Origin of the sequence: Brevibacillus reuszeri (genome assembly GCF_001187725.1) — a bacterium.
Lineage (GTDB): Bacteria > Bacillota > Bacilli > Brevibacillales > Brevibacillaceae > Brevibacillus > Brevibacillus reuszeri.
This window is the reverse complement of sequence record NZ_LGIQ01000009.1, coordinates 260,412-280,158: the sequence shown is the minus strand read 5'-3', so window position 1 is coordinate 280,158 and position 19,747 is coordinate 260,412. Positions and strand designations below refer to the sequence as shown.

The window sequence follows — 19,747 nt, the reverse complement described above, 5'->3', positions numbered from 1 at the left end:
AAACAAGGAGAATTGTGCGATCAGACTACCCAAACAGACGTGCGGCTTCATCGAGCACCATCGTATGGGTAAACGGCGAATATTCCAGCCACGGAATTTCTTGCACAGACGTAACCTGCCCACGCTGCACTGCCTGTAAACCAATCCACTGCTCTCTCATTTGCAGTTCATTCCATGCTTGTTTGGATAGCTTGTCCTCATCAACTACGACTAGCAGTCTATCACTGTCATAACATGATAGCTCATCTATCTCGATCTCTTTGCACACTTCGATAACATTCGAATTATGCACAGGTGTGAGCTCCAAGTCCTGGTACAAGACAGAGCCCCCATTTCTCATCCCGTATACTAGCAGCTTTCCATTCATAACATGCAAAAGCGCAACTCGCTCTGAGCCCAGTCTAGTCTTTAGCTGCTTACGAATCAACTGCGCCTTGCGTTCGTACGAGGACAACCATTGATCCGCTTCTTTTTTTCTCCCTACAAAAGAAGAAATTTCTCGAAAATGCTCCCGCCAATCCATCCCCAGCCAAGGAATCTCCACAACTGGAGCTATTTTTTCAAGCATGCCTTTTTCCTGCCCGTCAAATAGCTCATCGCAAAGAATCACTTCCGGCTTCGCTTGCACCAATGCGCGCAGATTGTATTCCATGTCAATTGTATCCAGATGCCTCGCCCGTCTCAGATGACAGGCGATGGAGGGATGAAACTGTCTACGGTGACCTTCACGCTTTTGCTCCACATAGGTAGCATAGGGAACGATGTTTAGGGTTAATAAATGGGCCGCGTAATGATAGCTCAAGGCAGCAATTTTATCCCGTTTCCGCTTCACAAACATGGTAGGGGACAGCCCCACCTGCTCTTTGAAAATGCTTCGAAAATAAGCTTCATCCCGGTACCCAACCCGATGGGCCACTTCACTGATCGAAGAATCTTGTCGCAGTAGCTGCTTCTTCGCCATACGAATGCGGATATCCCGAAGCATGATACTAGGACTATGACCCGTTACTTCCTTGTACTTGTGCGAAAAATACCAAGGGCTCATTCCCGCGATGCCAGCTAACGTATCACGACTTATTTCTTGATCGTAATGCTGCTCCATATAAGTTGTGGCAAGCGCTATCGGATCAAGTCCATCACACCGGCACTCTTCCTCTTTTCGTTCCAATAATGTACCAAGCACTTGATGGAAAATGGTTTGATGCTTGTACGACCGTTCCTCACTTGCGCTCATATAGCTTGTATGCATGTGAGGCAGAAGGCTAGCCAATTCGCTGCTGTAAGAAGGTGATAATTGTGTGTGCTGCGGAAAGATGGCTCCATCTGTTACCTTTTCATAGGAAATGATCTGGTCGTCTTGAGCGACTTGCCGCAATGCCTGAAACGTCAAGCAATAATAATGAAGCGGTTGTTTGGCACTTTGATTCCATTTTATGAGCATGGCAGGCAGTAAAAGGATGGCTTTTCCCCTGAGCAAATCTACCTTTTGCCCGTCTATCATAAGCTGTCCAGTCCCACCTACTATGTAGAGCAAGGTGTAATCTTTTACGAACATCTCGCTCACGATCTGTTGGGAACCGCATGTGATGAGTCTCATATCCAGAAATGAAAACACACTCACCTGACCGTTCCCCGGCTTGTTTCTCCACAAACTGGTTATCCTCCTTGTTCAAAGACAACCATGTTTTACTCTTTTCCCATCGCCTTCATAATTTCCTCGATCCCATCGATTTTTGCGAGTGCCATCGGTCCAGGCAATGAAGGGTCTGCGAGCTCGTACACATGGTTGTTTTTGACGGCATTCAAGCTATTCCACACATTGCTGTCCTTCAAAGCAGCCTTCACACCCCCCTGCACGGGATTTTGCCAGTTATTAATGACAAACAGATGATCCGGATTCAGTGCTACCAATGATTCCAATGATAATTGCCCGTTTCTGTTTGCGCTCTCGACTGGCTTTAGCCCCAGTCCCTTGTAAAACGGATCGAAGCGTCCATCATTCCAGGTCGTAAATTGTTCTTTTCCGTTGTACATGACGAACAAAACGGTTTCGTTGCTTCGAAAAGCCAGTTTTTCTTTATATTCAGCAGATTTTTGGTCAAAATCGGCTAGTACCTTTTTGGCGGTGTCTTCTTTCCCGATTGCCTCCCCCAACTGAAGCAGCGTCTCACGCCAGTCCCCTGCCTGCGGCAAAATAATTGTAGGAGCAATTTGGGAAAGCATTTCATACTTATCCTGCATATCATCCGCAGCAATGATCAGATCTGGCTTGGAGGCGAGCAGCTTTTCCAAATCAACCTCCATCCCCAGGTCCTCAACCGCTTTTCCTTCCAGGCGCTGGCTGAGGTTTGGAAAATTGCTTTTAATGACAGAGACACCCTGAGCAGCTATTGGATATTCATCCAACACGGCTAAATAATCTACGAAAGCGATATACGGTGTAGCGATTTTTTCAGGTTCTTGTGCTACTGTGGTCTCGCCACTGAGGTGCTTGATCGTTCTTGGAAATGAAGTCGTTTTGTTAGCAGTTGAACTGGAAGCTGTCGTTTCCGCTGTTTCTTTGTTTGCATTTTGTGCTGCCTGTTGCTCCGTCGATTGTCCACATCCGGAAAGAATCATCATCAGGATGCATACGAGCAGAACAGGTAATCGAAATCTGTGTTGCATTTTTGGCGCTCTCCTTTTCCTACCATATTCGATTTGTCCAAAGTCTTTGGCTTAACTGGACACGAACTGGTTCATTGAGATTTATTATCAATAGAGACATGATACTAACATCCGACCTTCCCTCTCCACCTGTAGACGGAGTACTTCACTGGTTGGAGGGAAAATACGATCAATATCCATCGTCTCTATCCATAACACGCTCTCGGAGAGTAAATACATTTCCTTCACGCCGGGTTATATATGTGAACGTCGCACGAATGCACTCGGATTGATCCCGTATTTCTCGCGGAATGCCTCAGCAAAATAACTCGAATTGGAATATCCGACAGCAAAGGATGTTTCGGTCACATTCATATCTCCCTGCTTAAGCAAAAGCAGTGCTTTTTCCAAACGCTTCTCCCTGAGGTAACCAAACACTGTCGTATGATACATTTCTTTAAAACCGATCTTCAGCTTGTAATCATTCATGCCAATCATTCGAGATAGCTCAATCAATGATGGAGGGTCTACCATGCGCTCCAAAATAATGTCGCGAGCCTGTTGAATTTTTCGCATGTCACTGGTGGAAAGCGCCGTCGAGTGGTAGTTGGTATCTACAAGGAATGTTTGAAAAGCAGTAGCGAGCAGCTGTAGAACGCCACTCTCGATTTCGATATTTTTACTGGTCCCGCTGCTTGCCGCGTCAATGACTCGCTTGAGCAAAAGCTTGGTGGACGGTGTCATCGTCTCTTGAAAAATGCGTAATGCTCGTTTTCCTAACAGCGAAGAAAAATCGGGAGAGTTTGCCCCATCAGCCTGTTGCATAAAATGATCAAATGTCGAAACCGGAATCCCGATTCCCAGCATCAGGAACGGCTCTTTTTCACTATAAGTGAAGTGTGCACTCAGCTCATTCATGAATTGTAAGGAACTCATACCTGCTGTAAATTCATAGGTCTTCCCGTCAACAGCTACTTCTCGAGTGCCATGCAAGCAAAAATTGAGCTCGACCATAGCAAATGGGTTAAAAAGCGGTACGCGATGCTCCCGATGGAACTTGAAATCGGTCACAACCACCTCCATATCGTAACGAGGAATAAACCGATGAATTCCTCCCTCACCTGTTTGCTTTTGAAGCTGCATATACAGTGTGCCTGCTTCTTGCTGGCGCTCTGATTGCGCTAGCTCATCATAAAATAAATAAAAGTTTTGGTGAAAATCTAATGTCTCCATCCCGTATGCACCTCAATGCTATTACCAACAGATAATGATAATTACTATCATTTATATTAAATGAGGTCTTCATTTTTGACTATCCCCTATAAGAAAAACGCCAAAGAAAAACACCCTCCCATGAGAGCTGTGAAGTGTTAGACTGTATTTGCTTAGTCAAAGCAGCTTTTTCTTGAGAAATGATGGTTTACCACAAGAAATATCAAAAGAAAAAAATAGAGCGCTCTTATCATTGCACGTAGGAGTGAGGATAATGATTGAACAAATACAGCGTATGATTGATTGGATGGATGGAAGACCATGTAAAAGATTTTTCTTTAGGCGAGCTCGCTACCTATATGGGATATTCCCCTTATTATTGTTCGTTTACTTTTCACCGGGTAACAGGTATCAGTATTCGACGCTATATTCTTCTGAGAAGGTTGTATTTGTCTACGATAGATTTGGCAAATCACAAGAGGATCATCGATGTCGCTATCGATTACAATTACTCATCGCAAGAAGCATATAGCAGAGCTTTTAAAACGGTTTTTGGTGTCAATCCAAGAGAGTATCAACTGAACAAGATGCCTGTACAATCATTTGCAAAGCTCACGATTCAAAAAGGAGAGGAATGGTGTGGATTGAATATCGCTAAAAAAATGGTGGTTGTACAGTTACAAAATGCGAAGAGTGAGCTGTTTGACAAAGATGTACTCAACATCTTGAATGGTCAGGCTATGTATGAAGAATTTACAGAAAAAAAGCTGATGGGAGACTCTGATTACGCGCCTTTTAATGAAGCGATGTGTATAAACACAGCTACGTCGCAGGTTTTTGATGAGGCGTTTATCCAGACACGAGCAGGTGGTCATCAGGATTCAGTGGAAAATTATCAGAAGAAAGTTATCGATCCATTAGACAAGCTTTTTCATAAAAGGCATACTTATATCGTTTTATGGTTTGGGGAAGACATGTTTTGTCAAATGAACCTGCTTACAATCCTTGCCTATCTTGAACAGTCCGGTTATGCCGGAAAAGTTTTCTTAAACAGTTTTCGAGAAGACGAATTAATAGTAAGTCAGACTGAGCTTAAATTAGGTCACTATGCTTCTGTATACAATGACGTTTTGGTAAATCATGTAACGCGCTAATTCATAAAACGAGATGAAAAGCCAGTTTTCTATGACTGGCTTTTTCTGTATTTTTGTGGGAATTTTTTGTCTACGCAAGGATTGTTGAGAGAATTTGTTCCTTAATGAGTGCCCACCTGTCGCGAGGATTCATCATAAATTGTGAGGAAATAGCCACCACCAGGTCTTTTTCTGGAATGCAGCAAATCACATTGCCTGCATCCCCTATTGCTGAATATGCAAAAATGCCGTTTTCTTCACGTAGCCACCAAAGATAGCCGTAATGATAAGGATTCATCCTTGTTGATTCCTCAATCCATGCATTCGAAATGATCGGTTCAGTGCCCCAGATACCGTGATTCAAATAGAGCAAGCCAAAACGTGCCATATCACGCGGATGCAGGGTAAGTCCCCACCCACCGGTGGAAATGCCGTTTGGATCTTTCACCCACCCTCTCACCTTCTTCCCGAATAAATCATCATATGAAAAGGATTGCATCTCGTGATCCGGGATTTCTTGCATGCCGATCGGTTTGAATAAGCGTTCGTTGGCAAATTCCCGAGCGCTTTTGCCTGTACTGCGTGTAAGAATGGCTGAAAGCAAGTGTGCTCCTGCAGTGGAGTACTTAAATGCTCCAATCTTGCCCTTTTTCCCCAAGATATCCAGTGTGTACTTGACCCAATCAGGCTGCATGCACAGCTGATCCAATGGCTCCTGCCAGTCTTCAAATGGATAAGGGGCTGTCATCGTAAGAAGATGGCGAATCGTGATTTCCCGTTTTTGTTGGTCATCAGCGCTGGGGACATATTCGGGGAAGAAATCCAGCACCTTCTGATTGACATCGTTTATATACCCAGCTTCTATCGCAATGCCTACTAGTGCAGACAGAACACTTTTCGTGACAGACGCCACATGGTGAGTGTCATCCGATCCATAATTGTTAAAATACTTTTCATAAGCGAGATAGCCATGCCGCACAACCACGATGCCGTTTATGTTACTATAATCAGATTTTATGAGAGGCTCTAGCTCTGCAAGCTTCTTCGCGTCCATTCTCACGGTCGCAGGGTCTATAGCTGGCCATTCCGTAGTGGGCAAATAATTACTTATCATCGAATCGAACCCTCCCCAAATATCTTTCATGTTTTAACTCGCTAGCTTGAATGGCATTTTGCAAGCATGACCCCTATTTTTTCTTGATCGGAAAGTAAACCTCGGTAATCATGTCTTCGGATGCTTTCGATAGATTAGGGTCGGTTACATACACTTCATATGGCGACTTTACCATTTCGTATCCTTCTTTTTCGATCCACTCCCTCAACCTGGCGTAAATCGATGTCAAATCGGAATAGGCCCCCTTGCAAACAGACCTAGCACAAAGGCAACCGGGCAAATCTCTTGTTCCTTTTACCGCTTCACGGATTGGGATGGCAAACTCTGTATCATTTCTGTCAGGATTGTATTCAGCACTGTGGTAAATCGTCATGGGTGTCCCTAGCAAAGTGAGTCTTTCCTTCGCTACCTTTTCATACAGACTGCTAAAATACATTCCATAGCCTGCTGCATAGTCATTTCTGCTCATCTGCTTACGCGCGTACAGGATCGTCATTGGCTTCGTTTCCACAAGCTGCACATCTATATCGTCAAGGTAGGACATAATCGGAATGCCCTTTTCCAATTGAAGAAGATCACAATTCATTTGCTTGAGGGTATATTCCAGAGCATTCAGCTTCTCCTGTATTTCCCTTCGTTTGCGAGTAAGTACAGCATAAAGCTTCTCTTCTGGTTGATCGTCCTCTGCATCCCGTATGGCTTTGATTTCATCCAGCGAAAAATGATACGATTTCAATCGATTAATATAGAGCATCGATTTTAACTGCTCGATGGAATAATACCGATAACCACTTTCAGGATTAATCTCCACAGGTGGCAGTAATCCCATTTCCTCATAATAGCGAAGCGTTTTTGTAGATACTTCGCATATCTTCGAAAATTCGCCAATTGATAGCAATGGCTCGCCTCCATTCCTCTACTTTTTATAAAGTCTCGAAGCATTATGATCGTCGCTTTGTTCCCTTCAACTATGCGCCTTCCCCTAAGGGTAAAGTCAACGGCAAAATGAGCTCTGCGTTTTGGCATAAAAAAGGACCTAACCATTCAGTCAGGCCCGGTAAAGTGTGTAATTCGTTTGCCAGCATAAGCAAAGCAGCGTCTTGCAAATGGCATATCTCAGCGAAGAGCAGCCTCAATCTTCGCCAAAGCCTGCTCCCAATGCTCCTTCATTTCTTCTCTTGTATCCGCATCAGCCAGCTTTTCCTGATGAAAACTGATCGTCGTTTTTTCAGGGCTCGGTGTCAAAAAGCGAACCTGGAGAGTGGACGGCTCTTCCCAATCAGCCTTTTTCCAGCTCATTCTCACGTGCCCACCCGGCTTTACCACGCGAAGCTCACCCGAACGCCCATCTTTTGTCTGGAAGGACTGACCTTTTTGCATGGGGAGATGCTGAATGTCTCCGAGCCAGATAGACAAGCCTTCCGGTGATAAAAAGAAGTCCCATACATGCTTCGTCTCGACTGGAATGGTTCTTCTCACGCCAATCTGGTAGCCTACGCTTGCCGTTAATCCAACGGGCTTTTCTGTGGTCATTTAGATTCCTCCGATCAGGGATGATCTAGCCAATACTCTTCCACATCCGTCGCCTAATCCCTTCTGCCTATTTCGCATTCTTAGGTATATTTGCCTGAGATTCGCTACAAGCTAGAGACGTCATCGGGGCGACTTTCAACAAATTCGAAAAACAAAGGAATGAAACGAATGGCAGTAAATGTATATCTTAGCTTTAACGGGAATTGTCGGGAAGCAGTAGAGTATTATGCGAATGTTTTCGGTACTGACATTCCGCAGATGATGCGATTTGGTGATACACCACCCGATCCGAATTTTGCTCTCCCAGAAGAAGCGAAGGACCTCATCATGCATACTCGCTTGACGATCAGTGGGAGTCCGGTCATGTTTTCCGATACGTTTCCTGGCATGCCTTTTCAAACAGGAAACAATTTCAGCCTCGCAATGGTTAGTGCGAATCGGGAGGAGATCGAATCCGCTTTTCACAAGCTAAAAGAAGGCGCGCAAGTACGGTTGGAGCTACAGGAAACCTTCTGGAGCAAATGCTATGGGAGTTTAATCGATAAATTCGGCATCGAATGGCAGTTTAACTACGAACCCGGCGAGTGCAGCCAATAAAATTACCATGAAAAAGAGGGCATCCACTATGGATACCCTCTTTTTCTGTGTTCCGTTTCAAAAATCCCTGCTAGTCCAAAGCAGGCATAACGCAGCCCGTCACTTCTCCAAAACCGATCCGGTACCCATCTCCTTGGCACCAGCCCGTCATCACGACTTGATCGCCATCCTCAAGCCACGCTCGTTTTTCTCCCTTTCCAAGCTCAATCGGCTCTGTTCCGCGCCAACCCAGCTCCAGCATGCAGCCACGGCTTTCTTTTTCGGGTCCACTGATCGTTCCCGATGCCAATAAATCGCCAGGCCGCAAATTGCATCCAGTCACCGTATGATGAGCGATTTGTTGGGACATGCTCCAGTACAAATGGCGGAAGTTACTCGTCGCAATGCGCTCTGGCTCTTCCATACGTGATCCGCGCAAGTGTACCTCCAACCGAATATCAAACGCGGCTTTGTCTGGCGTCTGTAAATATGGCAACGGCTCTGGCTCTTGCCTCGGTCCCGCCACACGAAACGGTTCCAATGCCGCAAGCGGAACGACCCATGGCGAGATGGAGGTCGCGAAGTTTTTTGCCAAAAATGGTCCAAGCGGCTGGTATTCCCACGATTGAATATCGCGCGCGCTCCAATCGTTTACGAGAACAAGACCAAAGATGTGGTCCTCTGCATTTTTAACAGAGATCGGTTCTTCTCTCGGATTTCCAGGGCCAATAAACCATCCCATCTCCAATTCAAAATCCAATTGCCGACATGCTCCAAAATGAGGGATGGCCTCATCTGGTGCTTTCATTTGCCCTTTTGGCCGACGCACATCTGTTCCGCTCAGCACGACAGAGCTCGCCCGTCCGTGATACCCTACAGGCAAGTGAGTCCAGTTCGGCATCAGGGCGTTCTCTTTGCCCCGAAACATGATTCCTACGTTCGTCGCATGCTCTTTGGACGCGTAAAAGTCCGTGTAGTCACCGATCTGTGCTGGCAGTAACATCTGGACGTCTGTTTGACGCAATAACGCAGCCTCTCTCAGCTTCACATGATCGCGCAAGGTTGGTTCATCAGCGCTCAGCAATTGCTGGAGCCTACGACGCACCTCAGTCCATGTCGATTTTCCAAGCGCCATGAATGCATTCAGGGAGGACTGATGAAAGATTCCTTTCCCTCCAGCTGCTGTGTCCGCAAGAAGACCAGCATCATCGATAACGGATAAATCAAGTATGTATTCACCAATCGCAACACCGACTCTGCCTTCACCACCACGTTTCGGACGGAAGACACCGTACGGAAGATTCTGAATCGGAAAGTGAGAATCAGGCCAAACCTCTATAAAGGAACGTAACACGAATACTCCTCCTCGGATGCGCTTTTTGGAAATAGATAAGGCATCCTGCGAATAAAAAGGCATTAGAAAACTCCGAAAACATCATGCATCATGAAATAGATTCGTCATGCAATAGGCATTCCCTTTGTACGAGCGGTCATTCCCCCAAGTAATGGAAAATGTTGTTCATCAGCTCTTGCTCTGTGCACCCCGTGATATTCCTTCCATTCACCAAAGCAAATCCCTCTACCAGACATTGACCACAGAAATTCAGGCATTTATGATCTTCCACGACTGTATCTGGCCTACTCCTTAGCATTTCTTTCATTTCGGATGCACAAGTCAGTTGATTGCACGGACAAAAACGGATTTTGTTTCCCAATTGGATCACTCCTGAAAACGCTATCTATTTGAATAATCTGATAGTACTATCCCGCTTTCAACTGCGCAAACGCATGCGGTGACGCGTCTGTACTTTGACCCGGTTGTCCTTTTATTCGTTTCATCTGTGCATGATGAAAGTGTTTTTGCGAAATGCCAAAACCCCAGTCGCATCAACTCGCTTTTTACAGATTCGAGTGGATCCACCGGGGCTTCTTTTCTTATTTCTTATTCACCACATGAATAGCATGTCCGAGTACGCATGCCGCAGCCTCCATCCAAACCTCGCTCAGTGTAGGATGGGGGTGCATCGTCATAGCAAGATCCTCTGCCCGAGCTGACAATTCCAACGCGAGCACGCCTTCTCCAATCAAGTTTGATGCCTCAGCTCCAATGACATGCATGCCTAAAAGCAGATGACTTTCTGCATCTACGATTACCTCTGCAAAGCCATTGCCCTCATCGGTTGCGAGTGCCCTGCCATTTGCTGCATAAGGAAATGTGGCGGATTTCACCGTATATCCGTGCCGCTCAGCCTCTTCTTTTGTCAATCCGACTCCTGCTACCTGTGGTTCTGTAAAAATCACATAGGGAACCAAATCAGAATCATTCGCACTTGGCAAACCACCAATGACTTCAGCCGCTACGACACCTTGCTTGGCTGCCCGATGCGCTAGCGCCACCCCTGGAGTCACATCGCCAATCGCATAGATATGCGGCTGATTTGTTCGACATGCTTGATCAACAGGGATGTAGCCCCGTTCATCTGTCTGTACCTTCGCTTGCTCCAGCCCAATCATACCCGTATTCGGCACACGTCCGATCGTGACCAATACCTTGTCTTGAATAAGCCGTTCTTCGCCATCCTTTTCAGAAGTTATCTTCAGCTCTACATGACCGTCTGCGACTGTAGCGGACTCCACTCTGGTAGAAGTTTTGATAGTCATTCCAAGTTTCTTGGCTTGCTTTTGAATTTCTTTGGAAAAAGCAGCGCCAATTTGCGGCAAAATCCGCTCAGCAGCCTCGATAATGGTGACATTTACTCCGAGCTTGGCAAGCGCCATGCCCATTTCCATCCCGATATAGCCTCCACCGATGATCGCCAAATTCTCAGGAACTTCTTCGAGCTGTAGGATATCACTAGAATCAAGAATATGAATGCCATCCCGTTCCAGGAAACCAGGGATAAATGGCCGTGAGCCGCTGGCAATTATCGCTTGGGCAAACTTGTAGGTCTCAAAATCCCGTCCAGTCTCTACACCGATGCGATCTTCTGACAAAAAGGTAGCGGTTCCTTTAACCACTGTCACTCCGTTTGCCTCACAAAGATGACTGACACCTTTGTTTAATTGTGAGATGACGGACGATTTCCAGCCTTGCCACTCATTCATGTGAAACGAGACACGACCTTGTGGCAAGCGTATCCCCATTTTGGAAACAGCAGAGAGCTTGTGGAATTCGCCAGCAGCATGGATGAATGCCTTGGAAGGGATGCAGCCTTTATTTAGACAAACGCCGCCAAGCTCTTCTTTTTCAATCAGAACGACCGATTTCCCCAATTGGCCTAATCGAATCGCTGCAGCATAGCCACCAGGGCCTCCCCCAATCACAACTACGTCAGTTTCTACCGCTACTTCCCCTACTACCATCTATATCATCTCCGCAAACAACAGATTCGGTTCCTCGATCAGTTCCTTGATCCGATTGGTAAATTTCACAGCTGTCACTCCGTCAATCAAGCGATGGTCGAACGATAATGACGTGTTCATCATCCAGCGGATTACTCCCTCATCTTCTCGAACAACCCAACGCTTCTCCATTTTATGAAGGCTGAGAATTGCTGCTTCAGGATGGTTAATAATTGGTGTCGCCTGTAATCCGCCGATTGCCCCCACGTTGCTAATCGTAAAGGTACCACCCGTGATCTGATCCATGGTGAGCTTTCCATCCCGCGCCAGCTGTGCCAGGCTGCTAATCTCCCTGGCAAGCTCAAAAATGGATTTTTGATCCACATCCTTGATAACAGGAACGATTAAGCCTTGGGGTGTATCTGTTGCGATGCCAATATGATAATAATGCTTCAATACAATTTCGTTTGTCTCTTCATCGAGGGAAGAATTAAGCATAGGGAATTCTCTCAAGGCAAGTACCAACGCTTTGATGAAAAATGGCAGGAAGGTCAGCTTGACGCCTTTTTTCTCAGCGAATGGCTTCACTCTCTCCCGTACGGCCTTCAACTCATCCATTTCAAACTCATCAACAGATGTGACGTGTGGAATCGTCGTGACGGATTTCACCATATGCTCTGCAATCTTTTTACGGATGCCTTTTAACACGATACGCTCTTCTCTGTTCTGATTGGTCGGCAAAGATGACTTCACAGGTGAATGAGCAGTCTGCACCGGTTGCTCTGCGATCGTACTCTTTGACGGTTTCGCATTCGCTCCTTGCGTAAAACGGCGTAAATCTTCTTCTGTTACTCGCCCGATCGGACCGGTTCCCTGTACATGCTCGATGTCGATTTTCATCTCTCTCGCCATTTGCCGGACAAACGGCGTCGCCAGTACACGCTTGATCGCCTGCCCTGCAGGTGCAGGAGCTACTGGCTCTTCTTCTTTCCTCTCAATCTGTTTGACATCCTCGCTTGCAGATATCGTCGTCGACTCCTCTGTTTTCGTCCCATTGTCAATGGTTAGCAGGGTGGTACCTACATGAACCGTATCTCCCTCGGTATAGAAAATCTCAGTGATCACACCTGAAGCCGGTGCAGACAGCTCCGCATTCACCTTGTCGGTTTGCACCTCTAAAATCGGCTGATCCATTTGGACAAACTCGCCGGTTTTCACAAGCACGCGCAAAATTTCACCCTCATGCATGCCTTCTCCCACATCTGGAAGCTTAAACTCCACCATAAGACAAGCTCCTCCTTTTGCTAGAATTGAATGGTCTGAGCGATCCCTTGTTTTACTCGTTCGCTCGTCGGCAAATAATCGTCCTCAATCGAGAATTGTGGTACAGGTACATCAAAACCAGCAATCCGTTTTACAGGAGCTTTCATATAAATCAGCGCTTCCTCGTTAATGATGGAAATAATTTCGGCACCCATGCCTGCTGTTTTGTGTGCTTCATGGACCACAAGCGCGCGACCTGTCTTTTTCACCGATTTCACTATCGCATCCCGATCCAGTGGATAAATCGTGCGTAGATCCACGACTTCACATGACCAGCTGCGCTCACGCTCCAACTGCTTCGCGGCATCCTCGGCTACGCGCACCATTGCTCCCCACGCAAAGATAGATACGTCACTGCCTTCACGAATCACCTTTGCTTTTCCAATCGGTACCCGATACATTTCCTCAGGCACTTCTTCTTTAAAGGCACGGTAAATTTTCGTTGGTTCTAAAAAGACCACAGGGTCCGGGTCCTCAATGGCAGATATGAGCAAGCCTTTGGCATCATACGGTGAGCTAGGTGCCACTACCTTCAGTCCGGGCACATGGGCAAAAAAAGTTTCCACGCTCTCGGAGTGGAGCTCTGGTCCACGAATACCAGCACCATAAGGGGTACGAATAACCATCGGAACGTGATATTGACCACGCGTACGATATCTCATTCGCGCTGCATGGGAGACGATTTGTTCGAAGCCCGGGTAAATAAAAGCGAGAAACTGAATTTCGACGATGGGAATCATCCCGTTCATCCCAAGACCAATCGCAGAGCCGATGATACCTGCTTCGGCCAGTGGTGTATCGACTACTCGATCCGAACCGTATTTTTCAAGCAAACCGTCAGTTGCACGGAATACACCGCCATTGACGCCGATATCCTCGCCAAGCAGCATGACACGCTGATCTTCGGACATCTTTTGATCCATCGCTTCCGTAATGGCTTGGATGATCGTTAATTTTCTGCTCATGCTGTTACCCCTCTCTCGCCTTTTGGCTGCGGTAGTTCCTGCTCCTGTTCCTGGATCATCCACGTCGGTTCTGCATAAACGTGCTGGAACATATCAGACGGTTTGGACTTCGGATAGCTTTCTGCTTCAATCAGTGCTTTTTCGATCTGATCGGCTACCTTCTTGTTCAGAGCGGCTTCTCTCATTTCATTCCACAGGCCGTGCTTTTCCATATATTTGCGCAGGCGATCAATGGGGTCACGCTTGGTTCTCCACTCTTCTGCCAGATTGTGCTGGTCGCGGTATTTCGTTGGGTCATCGGCAGTCGTATGCGCTCCATAACGATAGGTCACCGCTTCAATCAACGTAGGACCAAGTCCTGAATCTCCTCGCTCAATCGCTGCTTTCATCGTCAACCAGACTGCAAACACATCGTTCCCGTCAACGCGAATTCCCGGAATGTCATACGCTGCCCCGCGCTGGGCAATCGTTTTCGAAGCGGACTGCTGCGATAATGGAACGCTAATCGCATATCCGTTGTTTTGACACAAAAAGATCGTTGGCGTCTTAAAGACACCTGCAAAGTTAAGCGCCTCATGGAAATCACCCTCCGAGCTGGCACCATCTCCGAAAAAGGCGAGACTGACATGCTTCTCCTGCTTGAGCTTGCTAGCCCAGGCAGTACCAACTGCATGAACCATTTGTGTTGCAATCGGTACACACGGCGGCATAATGTTTTTCCCTTGTGGACTAATGCTGCCTTCCATATGGCCCATCCAGTACAAAAACACACGAGACAAAGACTGACCATGGATAATAGCCGCCGCATGGTCCCGATAGGTTGGGAACATCCAGTCTCCAGGAGACAGTGCTAAAGCGCTTCCAATTTGTGCTGCTTCTTGCCCTTCAAACGGTGCATACGTCCCCATACGACCTTGGCGCTGCAAATGGACAGATTTGCGGTCAAAAGCACGAACGAGTACCATACTCTCGTACATTTTTACAATCATCGCAGCGTCCAGCTTGTCGCCTATATTTTCAAGAAGCTCTCCATCCGGAGTAAGCACTTGATACATGTTTGTTCCATCATTCATTACAATCCCTCGCTTTCAACTGAATGAAAACCATATGATATTTGGCTGTTATCATATAAAATGAATAGAGCAAAAAGTATGCCAATTCGAATTTTGCCAAATACAGTGCCATGTACAAGGATTGCTTCTTACAACTTCCATTTTTGCATATGCAAAAATGCACATGAATGATTATTTTTGACTATTGGTTATGTACGCGCTTCCATTCAATCTTGTGTGAAATTCAATCGTTGCGGTAAACAGGAGGGGACCAACATGCATAAAACTCATCACTTCCAAACCAATGATAAGAACGAGCTACTCGGTCTCATTTCCACCATCTTTAATACATCCCATGACGGTTTGGCCATTTGTGACCGAAAAGGATACGTACTTCTTTATAATCAAGCCTATTTGCAGTTGACAGGGGTTTCTGCTGACATCCTGGACAATTACAGCTTTATTCAACAGCTGGATATGGAAATCGTTTCGGATTCCACAGCGGTTAAAGCGATTCAGACGAAGAAAATCTACAGCACCGCGATTGATTACGGAAATGGGCGAAAAACAATCAATACAGCAACTCCTGTTCTCGATGAAAATCAGCAGCTGCTCTTTGTTGTTGGCAACGTCAGGGATATTACCGAATTAAATCAATTGCAGAGAGAATTGGAGGAAACGCGGCAAATCAACGCTGAATTCCAGAAGGCATTGGAACAAATCCAAAACGGCAGCGAATCCAATGAACAGCTGGTTTACCGCAGTGGCATTATGCACCGGATCGTTGCACTTGCGCAGCGCTTTGCCAAGAACGACTCCCCTTTGCTGCTGCTAGGAGAATCCGGTGTCGGAAAGGATGTCCTGGCCAATTACATTCATACTCAAAGCGGTCTTGGCGGGGATTTCATTAAAATCAACTGTGGAGCGATTCCTGACCATCTGCTGGAATCGGAATTATTCGGATACGAAAAAGGAGCATTTACGGGGGCGAATCATGCCAAGGAAGGACTATTCGAGCTGGCTGACAAAGGCACGATCTTTCTCGATGAAATTGGCGATCTGCCCTATCCACTCCAGGTCAAGCTGCTGAATGTCTTGCAGGATGGAAAGATCAGAAGACTGGGGGGAAAAAACGTACGTCGTGTCCAAATGCGTATTATCGCCGCAACCAATAGTGATCTCGAAGCGATGGTTGAGCAGAAGCGATTTCGTCAGGATTTGTACTATCGGCTTAATGTACTTTCTATCACGATCCCGCCGCTGCGAGAGAGGCGTGAGGACATTCCTGCCCTGGTTTTTTACTACCTGAAAAAAATGGAGCAAAAATACGAGCTGGAAAAACGAATCGAGCCAGAAGCGATGGAGACATTGACGCAGTACGATTGGCCCGGGAATATTCGAGAGCTGAAAAACGTTGTAGAACGCACCTATCATATGTGTGAAAATGGAAAAATAAAGGTCGATGAGCTCCCTACCTCGATCCAGCGTTCCACAAAAGTCTCGCTGCCCGTGACCATCGAGTCTTTCGATACACCCCTGCCGCTTAAAGAAGCCGTTCAGCGGTTTGAAAAGGAATATATCTATCGCATGCTCGCCCAGACCAAAACGATGCAAGAGTGCGCTGATCTTCTAAAGGTAAACATTTCCACGCTTGTCCGCAAAAAGAGAGACGGCAAATAGCCTGCTGTGAATCCACCACCCAATCTATTGCAAAGGGAGGTTTCAGTCTGTCATCTACTTATTGATCTTGCTTTACCTTCGCTTATCAACCCTATAAAATATCACGTATGTACATGTTTATCTTCTACGCATCGAAAGGAGCGTGTAACGCGTGCGCGAAACCTGTGTGCCAACCGGCGTAGAGCTAAAAAACACTGGCTTTGGATATACGTTGTCCTTAATTGGCGGAAAATATAAAATGATCATTTTGTATTGGCTTTATGAAAATAAGGTTTTGCGACATAATGAGCTGAAGCGAAGTATCGGCACCATTTCTTTTAAAACACTGAGCATCATGTTAAAAGAGCTGGAGGCGGATGGTCTCATTATTCGCAAGGAATTTCCCCAAGTACCTCCAAAAGTTGAATATTCCTTATCGGAACGTGGTCTTTCTCTCATTCCCCTGTTACATATGATGTGCGAGTGGGGAGAGAAAGACATGTTGTCAGAGCTGGAGCTAGCAAAGGGATAAACACAGCTATTTCGTCTAAGGAAAAGAAGTATCTCCTGTACAAGGAAATACTTCTTCTTTGTTTTCTTACAGGGTGTCAACAAAATCCAAATAATCACGTGCACTTTTTTCCAGCTGGCGCTCTGGCGTCTCATTTTCTGCACCAGGCATATTTTCACCAGGTGCATCTTCTGTCCCATAAAAGGCAAAGAACGAGCGATAATCAGCGTGGCAATACAGGAAGGTAATTTCAAAAGGAGTCAATAATTTTGCCAGTGTATAGCGGTATCTACCCTGTTCACTATAATCTTCTTTTTTTATTCTGGCAGATACGGCTAAGCCAACTTTACGGTTCTTTAATTTATCCCCGCCATTCGAGCCATATGCCCAGCCATAAGCAAATACATCGTCAAGCCATTTTTTAAGGAGAGGCGGACAATTAAACCAGTAGATCGGGAACTGCAAAATCAGCTGATCATGGGATTCAATCCATTTCTGTTCTTTTTCCACATCAATGTTTCCGTCTGGATACATCTTATACAATTCATGAACAGTGTACTTCTCAGGATATTTTTTGAGCTCTTGAACCCATCTCTTATTGATAACAGATGCTTCCATGCTCGGGTGCGATACGACTATCAGAGTCTTCATCGTGTTGACCTCCTCAAATACGATTTACTCCTAGAGCATAAAGCACCCGCTGCAAATGAGTAAGTATGCACTTTTATTTCAGCTACTTACCTAAAAGTTAGTGTTCAATGAAAAACAGGCCAAATCTCCGGTGTTTCTTGCCCGATGAACCAGGCTGCGGTTCCTTTTAAATCGTACTTGTTCACAAGCTCTACTCTTTGCTGCAAGGATTCTTTGTCTTCCAGCCAAATTTGATGCTTTTCATCGTTTTCTACAAACTCCACATAATTTTGTTTGACATTCTTGTCCCATTTCTTTTTCAAGCCCTTGTCTTTTATGATTTCGTCTACCTCGAGCATGTTTCGATCATATCGCGTTTCTTTTTTGGTTTTTAAATTCGTGACCCACTCTCTCATATAAAAAGGAACTGCCAATATTACCTTTGAGGGTGGCACATCTTTGATCAAACGCTGGATCCCTTCCTCTACCCAAGGCAACGAAGCGACAGAGCCAATTTTTTCACCAGCTCCCAAATCCTCGTCATACCCCATCATGATGATGTAATCTGCGATTTTTCCAAGCTCCGCACGATCATAGCTCCCTGACCAGTACGGGTCCGGATTTTCACGGGTGATATCGACTGACACGATGATGCCATGTGGCGAAAATGACTTCTTCAACTGCCGAACGAATGATACGAAGTCGTCCTTATTCTCCATTTTGATATTTTCAAAGTCGACATTGATCCCGTCAATTTTATGCTCTACAAATACTTTTTCCAGCTTTTCTGCCATTTTCACATGATTGTTCTTATCGCTGAGCAGTTTATCAGTCAACTCTGGGTCAAACTGATTCCCCAAAAATGCCCAAACCTGTTTACCCGATTGATGCGCCCATTCGACATAGGCGGGGTCTACTTCACCCGTGATGAGATGCTCTGAATCCAGAGATAGCCAGCGTGGTGAAACCACATTTAAATTGGGAGAGACATGATTTTGTTCGATATACGTATCCGTTGTCCCAAAAGCATTCCAGCCCATCACAATACGCTCTGGTACAGCTTTCCCGGCTCCATCAATCTGGTACGATTTTGGATTGCCTTGTTGATTCTGCTCAGACTGCTTGTATGTATGGCACGAGCTCAGAAAAAGAAGGAGAAGAATCAAAATCACGAAGCGATATGTCCTCAATGCCTTGGTTCCTTTCATGAGATGATTTGTCGTTGTTAGTTTATCCAAGATCACGAGGGATGATTGCAGGCTTTTGTGGTCAAACATGGCAAAGAAAAAGCCCGTCTCGCTATACGCAAGCGAAAACGGGCTACATCACGTACTTTCCAATTCCTAGAGTGGTATGTAGATATCGATGCTGCTGACATTTTGATCGAAAGCAACTACCCTTTTCCAATATTCGAAATCAAACGCGCGAGTATCCCCTAGCCCTCTGCATCGACTGTTCTATAAAATCTTCATCTGATAGGTCCCCATACCACGTCTGTAAGAAAGAAATGGGGATAGGCAATTTCGTTGAATTGTTACTATTTACTACCTCTTTTATTTCTTTCATGAATAATTCCTGATCAAATATTGCTTTTCTAACTAATATCTCTATAAATTTAAAGAAATTAAAGCGTATTATATCGTTCGATGATAAATTATATTTTCTATCGAACATTTCTAGATAATCTTCTTTATGATTTTTATCGAGTACTGCATTCGCATTTTGGATTCTTCTAGACATCAATTTCTCTTTAAACTTAATTCTGTCCAACTAAGTGTAGCCGATCCAGTTCAGTAACTTGTGGGCAGTCGAGGGGAACGTATCTCCCGATAGCACATCAATTAGGGGAGGCAACCATTATGAATAAGATTTTTTCCTCCTTGCGGAAGCTCAAAGAGGAAATCGAGAAGCAGAATCTCTACTCGTGACTCAGTTCGACCCGGATCACTTCGATGTGATTATCCTCAGAGATGCTTAACTCATGGCACTAACGGTCCATTTTCGCAACAAAGGCTACTTGTTTTTTTCATCTCGCTCCTGGATGTAAAATG

General features: G+C 45.6%; 18 protein-coding genes and 1 pseudogene. 4 read left to right on the top strand and 15 right to left on the bottom strand.

The features are described 5' to 3' along the window. Positions 1-25: 25 nt before the first annotated feature. From ADS79_RS15885 to ADS79_RS15875, 3 genes are all read right to left on the bottom strand, one after another. On the bottom strand, positions 26-1,651 hold the full coding sequence (locus tag ADS79_RS15885) for a helix-turn-helix domain-containing protein (protein ID WP_049739405.1): 1,626 nt from the start codon (positions 1,649-1,651) through the stop codon (positions 26-28). A 35-nt stretch (positions 1,652-1,686) separates the two neighbouring features. Beyond that, on the bottom strand, positions 1,687-2,667 hold the full coding sequence (locus tag ADS79_RS15880; RefSeq protein ID WP_049739404.1) for an ABC transporter substrate-binding protein: 981 nt from the start codon (positions 2,665-2,667) through the stop codon (positions 1,687-1,689). 234 nt (positions 2,668-2,901) lie between these two features. Next, positions 2,902-3,879: an AraC family transcriptional regulator gene (locus ADS79_RS15875; RefSeq protein WP_049739403.1), complete on the bottom strand. Its 978-nt coding sequence runs from the start codon at positions 3,877-3,879 to the stop codon at positions 2,902-2,904. Positions 3,880-4,132: 253 nt separating this feature from the next. Here ADS79_RS15875 and ADS79_RS15870 point away from each other — a divergent pair. Beyond that, positions 4,133-5,000, top strand: a pseudogene (locus ADS79_RS15870) (helix-turn-helix transcriptional regulator); the annotation flags it as partial. Between the two features lie 82 nt (positions 5,001-5,082). On the opposite strand, the gene ADS79_RS15865 reads toward ADS79_RS15870, so the two are convergent. From ADS79_RS15865 to ADS79_RS15855, 3 genes are all read right to left on the bottom strand, one after another. Then, positions 5,083-6,105 (bottom strand): serine hydrolase domain-containing protein, encoded by a 1,023-nt coding sequence (locus tag ADS79_RS15865; RefSeq protein ID WP_049739402.1) that lies wholly within the window; start codon positions 6,103-6,105, stop codon positions 5,083-5,085. A 73-nt stretch (positions 6,106-6,178) separates the two neighbouring features. Then, a complete protein-coding gene (locus ADS79_RS15860; RefSeq protein WP_049739401.1) occupies positions 6,179-7,003 on the bottom strand; it encodes a MerR family transcriptional regulator in 825 nt (274 codons plus the stop codon). 218 nt (positions 7,004-7,221) lie between these two features. Beyond that, on the bottom strand, positions 7,222-7,638 hold the full coding sequence (locus tag ADS79_RS15855) for an SRPBCC family protein (protein ID WP_049739400.1): 417 nt from the start codon (positions 7,636-7,638) through the stop codon (positions 7,222-7,224). 168 nt (positions 7,639-7,806) lie between these two features. Here ADS79_RS15855 and ADS79_RS15850 point away from each other — a divergent pair, with 168 nt between their 5' ends. Continuing rightward, positions 7,807-8,235 carry a VOC family protein gene (locus ADS79_RS15850; RefSeq protein WP_049739399.1) on the top strand — a complete coding sequence of 143 codons (429 nt, stop codon included), beginning with the start codon at positions 7,807-7,809 and terminating at the stop codon, positions 8,233-8,235. Positions 8,236-8,305: 70 nt separating this feature from the next. Here ADS79_RS15850 and fahA read toward each other — a convergent pair whose 3' ends face one another. The 6 genes from fahA to pdhA all read right to left on the bottom strand — a co-directional run bounded on the left by fahA (position 8,306) and on the right by pdhA (position 14,917). Then, positions 8,306-9,568, bottom strand: a complete 1,263-nt coding sequence (gene fahA / locus ADS79_RS15845; RefSeq protein ID WP_049739398.1) for a fumarylacetoacetase — start codon at positions 9,566-9,568, stop codon at positions 8,306-8,308. A gap of 136 nt (positions 9,569-9,704) precedes the next feature. Beyond that, complete coding sequence (locus ADS79_RS36685; RefSeq protein ID WP_409362432.1) at positions 9,705-9,938, bottom strand: DUF1450 domain-containing protein; 234 nt, start codon at positions 9,936-9,938, stop codon at positions 9,705-9,707. A gap of 211 nt (positions 9,939-10,149) precedes the next feature. Beyond that, on the bottom strand, positions 10,150-11,577 hold the full coding sequence (gene lpdA, locus ADS79_RS15835; RefSeq protein WP_049739396.1) for a dihydrolipoyl dehydrogenase: 1,428 nt from the start codon (positions 11,575-11,577) through the stop codon (positions 10,150-10,152). Continuing rightward, the gene (locus ADS79_RS15830; protein ID WP_049739395.1) at positions 11,578-12,840 is read right to left on the bottom strand and encodes a dihydrolipoamide acetyltransferase family protein; all 1,263 of its coding nucleotides are present in this window, start codon (positions 12,838-12,840) and stop codon (positions 11,578-11,580) included. A 20-nt stretch (positions 12,841-12,860) separates the two neighbouring features. Further along, positions 12,861-13,844 carry an alpha-ketoacid dehydrogenase subunit beta gene (locus ADS79_RS15825; RefSeq protein ID WP_049739394.1) on the bottom strand — a complete coding sequence of 328 codons (984 nt, stop codon included), beginning with the start codon at positions 13,842-13,844 and terminating at the stop codon, positions 12,861-12,863. Beyond that, positions 13,841-14,917: a pyruvate dehydrogenase (acetyl-transferring) E1 component subunit alpha gene (gene pdhA / locus ADS79_RS15820; protein ID WP_141261112.1), complete on the bottom strand. Its 1,077-nt coding sequence runs from the start codon at positions 14,915-14,917 to the stop codon at positions 13,841-13,843. Before pdhA ends, ADS79_RS15825 begins: the two co-directional genes overlap by 4 nt. A gap of 255 nt (positions 14,918-15,172) precedes the next feature. Here pdhA and ADS79_RS15815 point away from each other — a divergent pair, with 255 nt between their 5' ends. Together ADS79_RS15815 and ADS79_RS15810 are read left to right on the top strand one after the other, a co-directional pair. Continuing rightward, positions 15,173-16,576, top strand: coding sequence for a sigma-54 interaction domain-containing protein (locus ADS79_RS15815; protein ID WP_049739393.1), 1,404 nt, complete (start codon positions 15,173-15,175; stop codon positions 16,574-16,576). A gap of 151 nt (positions 16,577-16,727) precedes the next feature. After that, complete coding sequence (locus ADS79_RS15810) at positions 16,728-17,087, top strand: winged helix-turn-helix transcriptional regulator (RefSeq protein WP_049739392.1); 360 nt, start codon at positions 16,728-16,730, stop codon at positions 17,085-17,087. Between the two features lie 66 nt (positions 17,088-17,153). On the opposite strand, the gene ADS79_RS15805 is transcribed toward ADS79_RS15810, so the two are convergent. The 3 genes from ADS79_RS15805 to ADS79_RS15795 form a co-directional block, all read right to left on the bottom strand. Further along, the gene (locus ADS79_RS15805) at positions 17,154-17,717 is read right to left on the bottom strand and encodes an NAD(P)H-dependent oxidoreductase (protein WP_049739391.1); all 564 of its coding nucleotides are present in this window, start codon (positions 17,715-17,717) and stop codon (positions 17,154-17,156) included. 104 nt (positions 17,718-17,821) lie between these two features. After that, positions 17,822-18,868 (bottom strand): glycosyl hydrolase family 18 protein, encoded by a 1,047-nt coding sequence (locus tag ADS79_RS15800; RefSeq protein WP_161807298.1) that lies wholly within the window; start codon positions 18,866-18,868, stop codon positions 17,822-17,824. A 244-nt stretch (positions 18,869-19,112) separates the two neighbouring features. Beyond that, positions 19,113-19,436: a hypothetical protein gene (locus ADS79_RS15795; RefSeq protein WP_049739389.1), complete on the bottom strand. Its 324-nt coding sequence runs from the start codon at positions 19,434-19,436 to the stop codon at positions 19,113-19,115. Positions 19,437-19,747 lie beyond the last annotated feature (311 nt).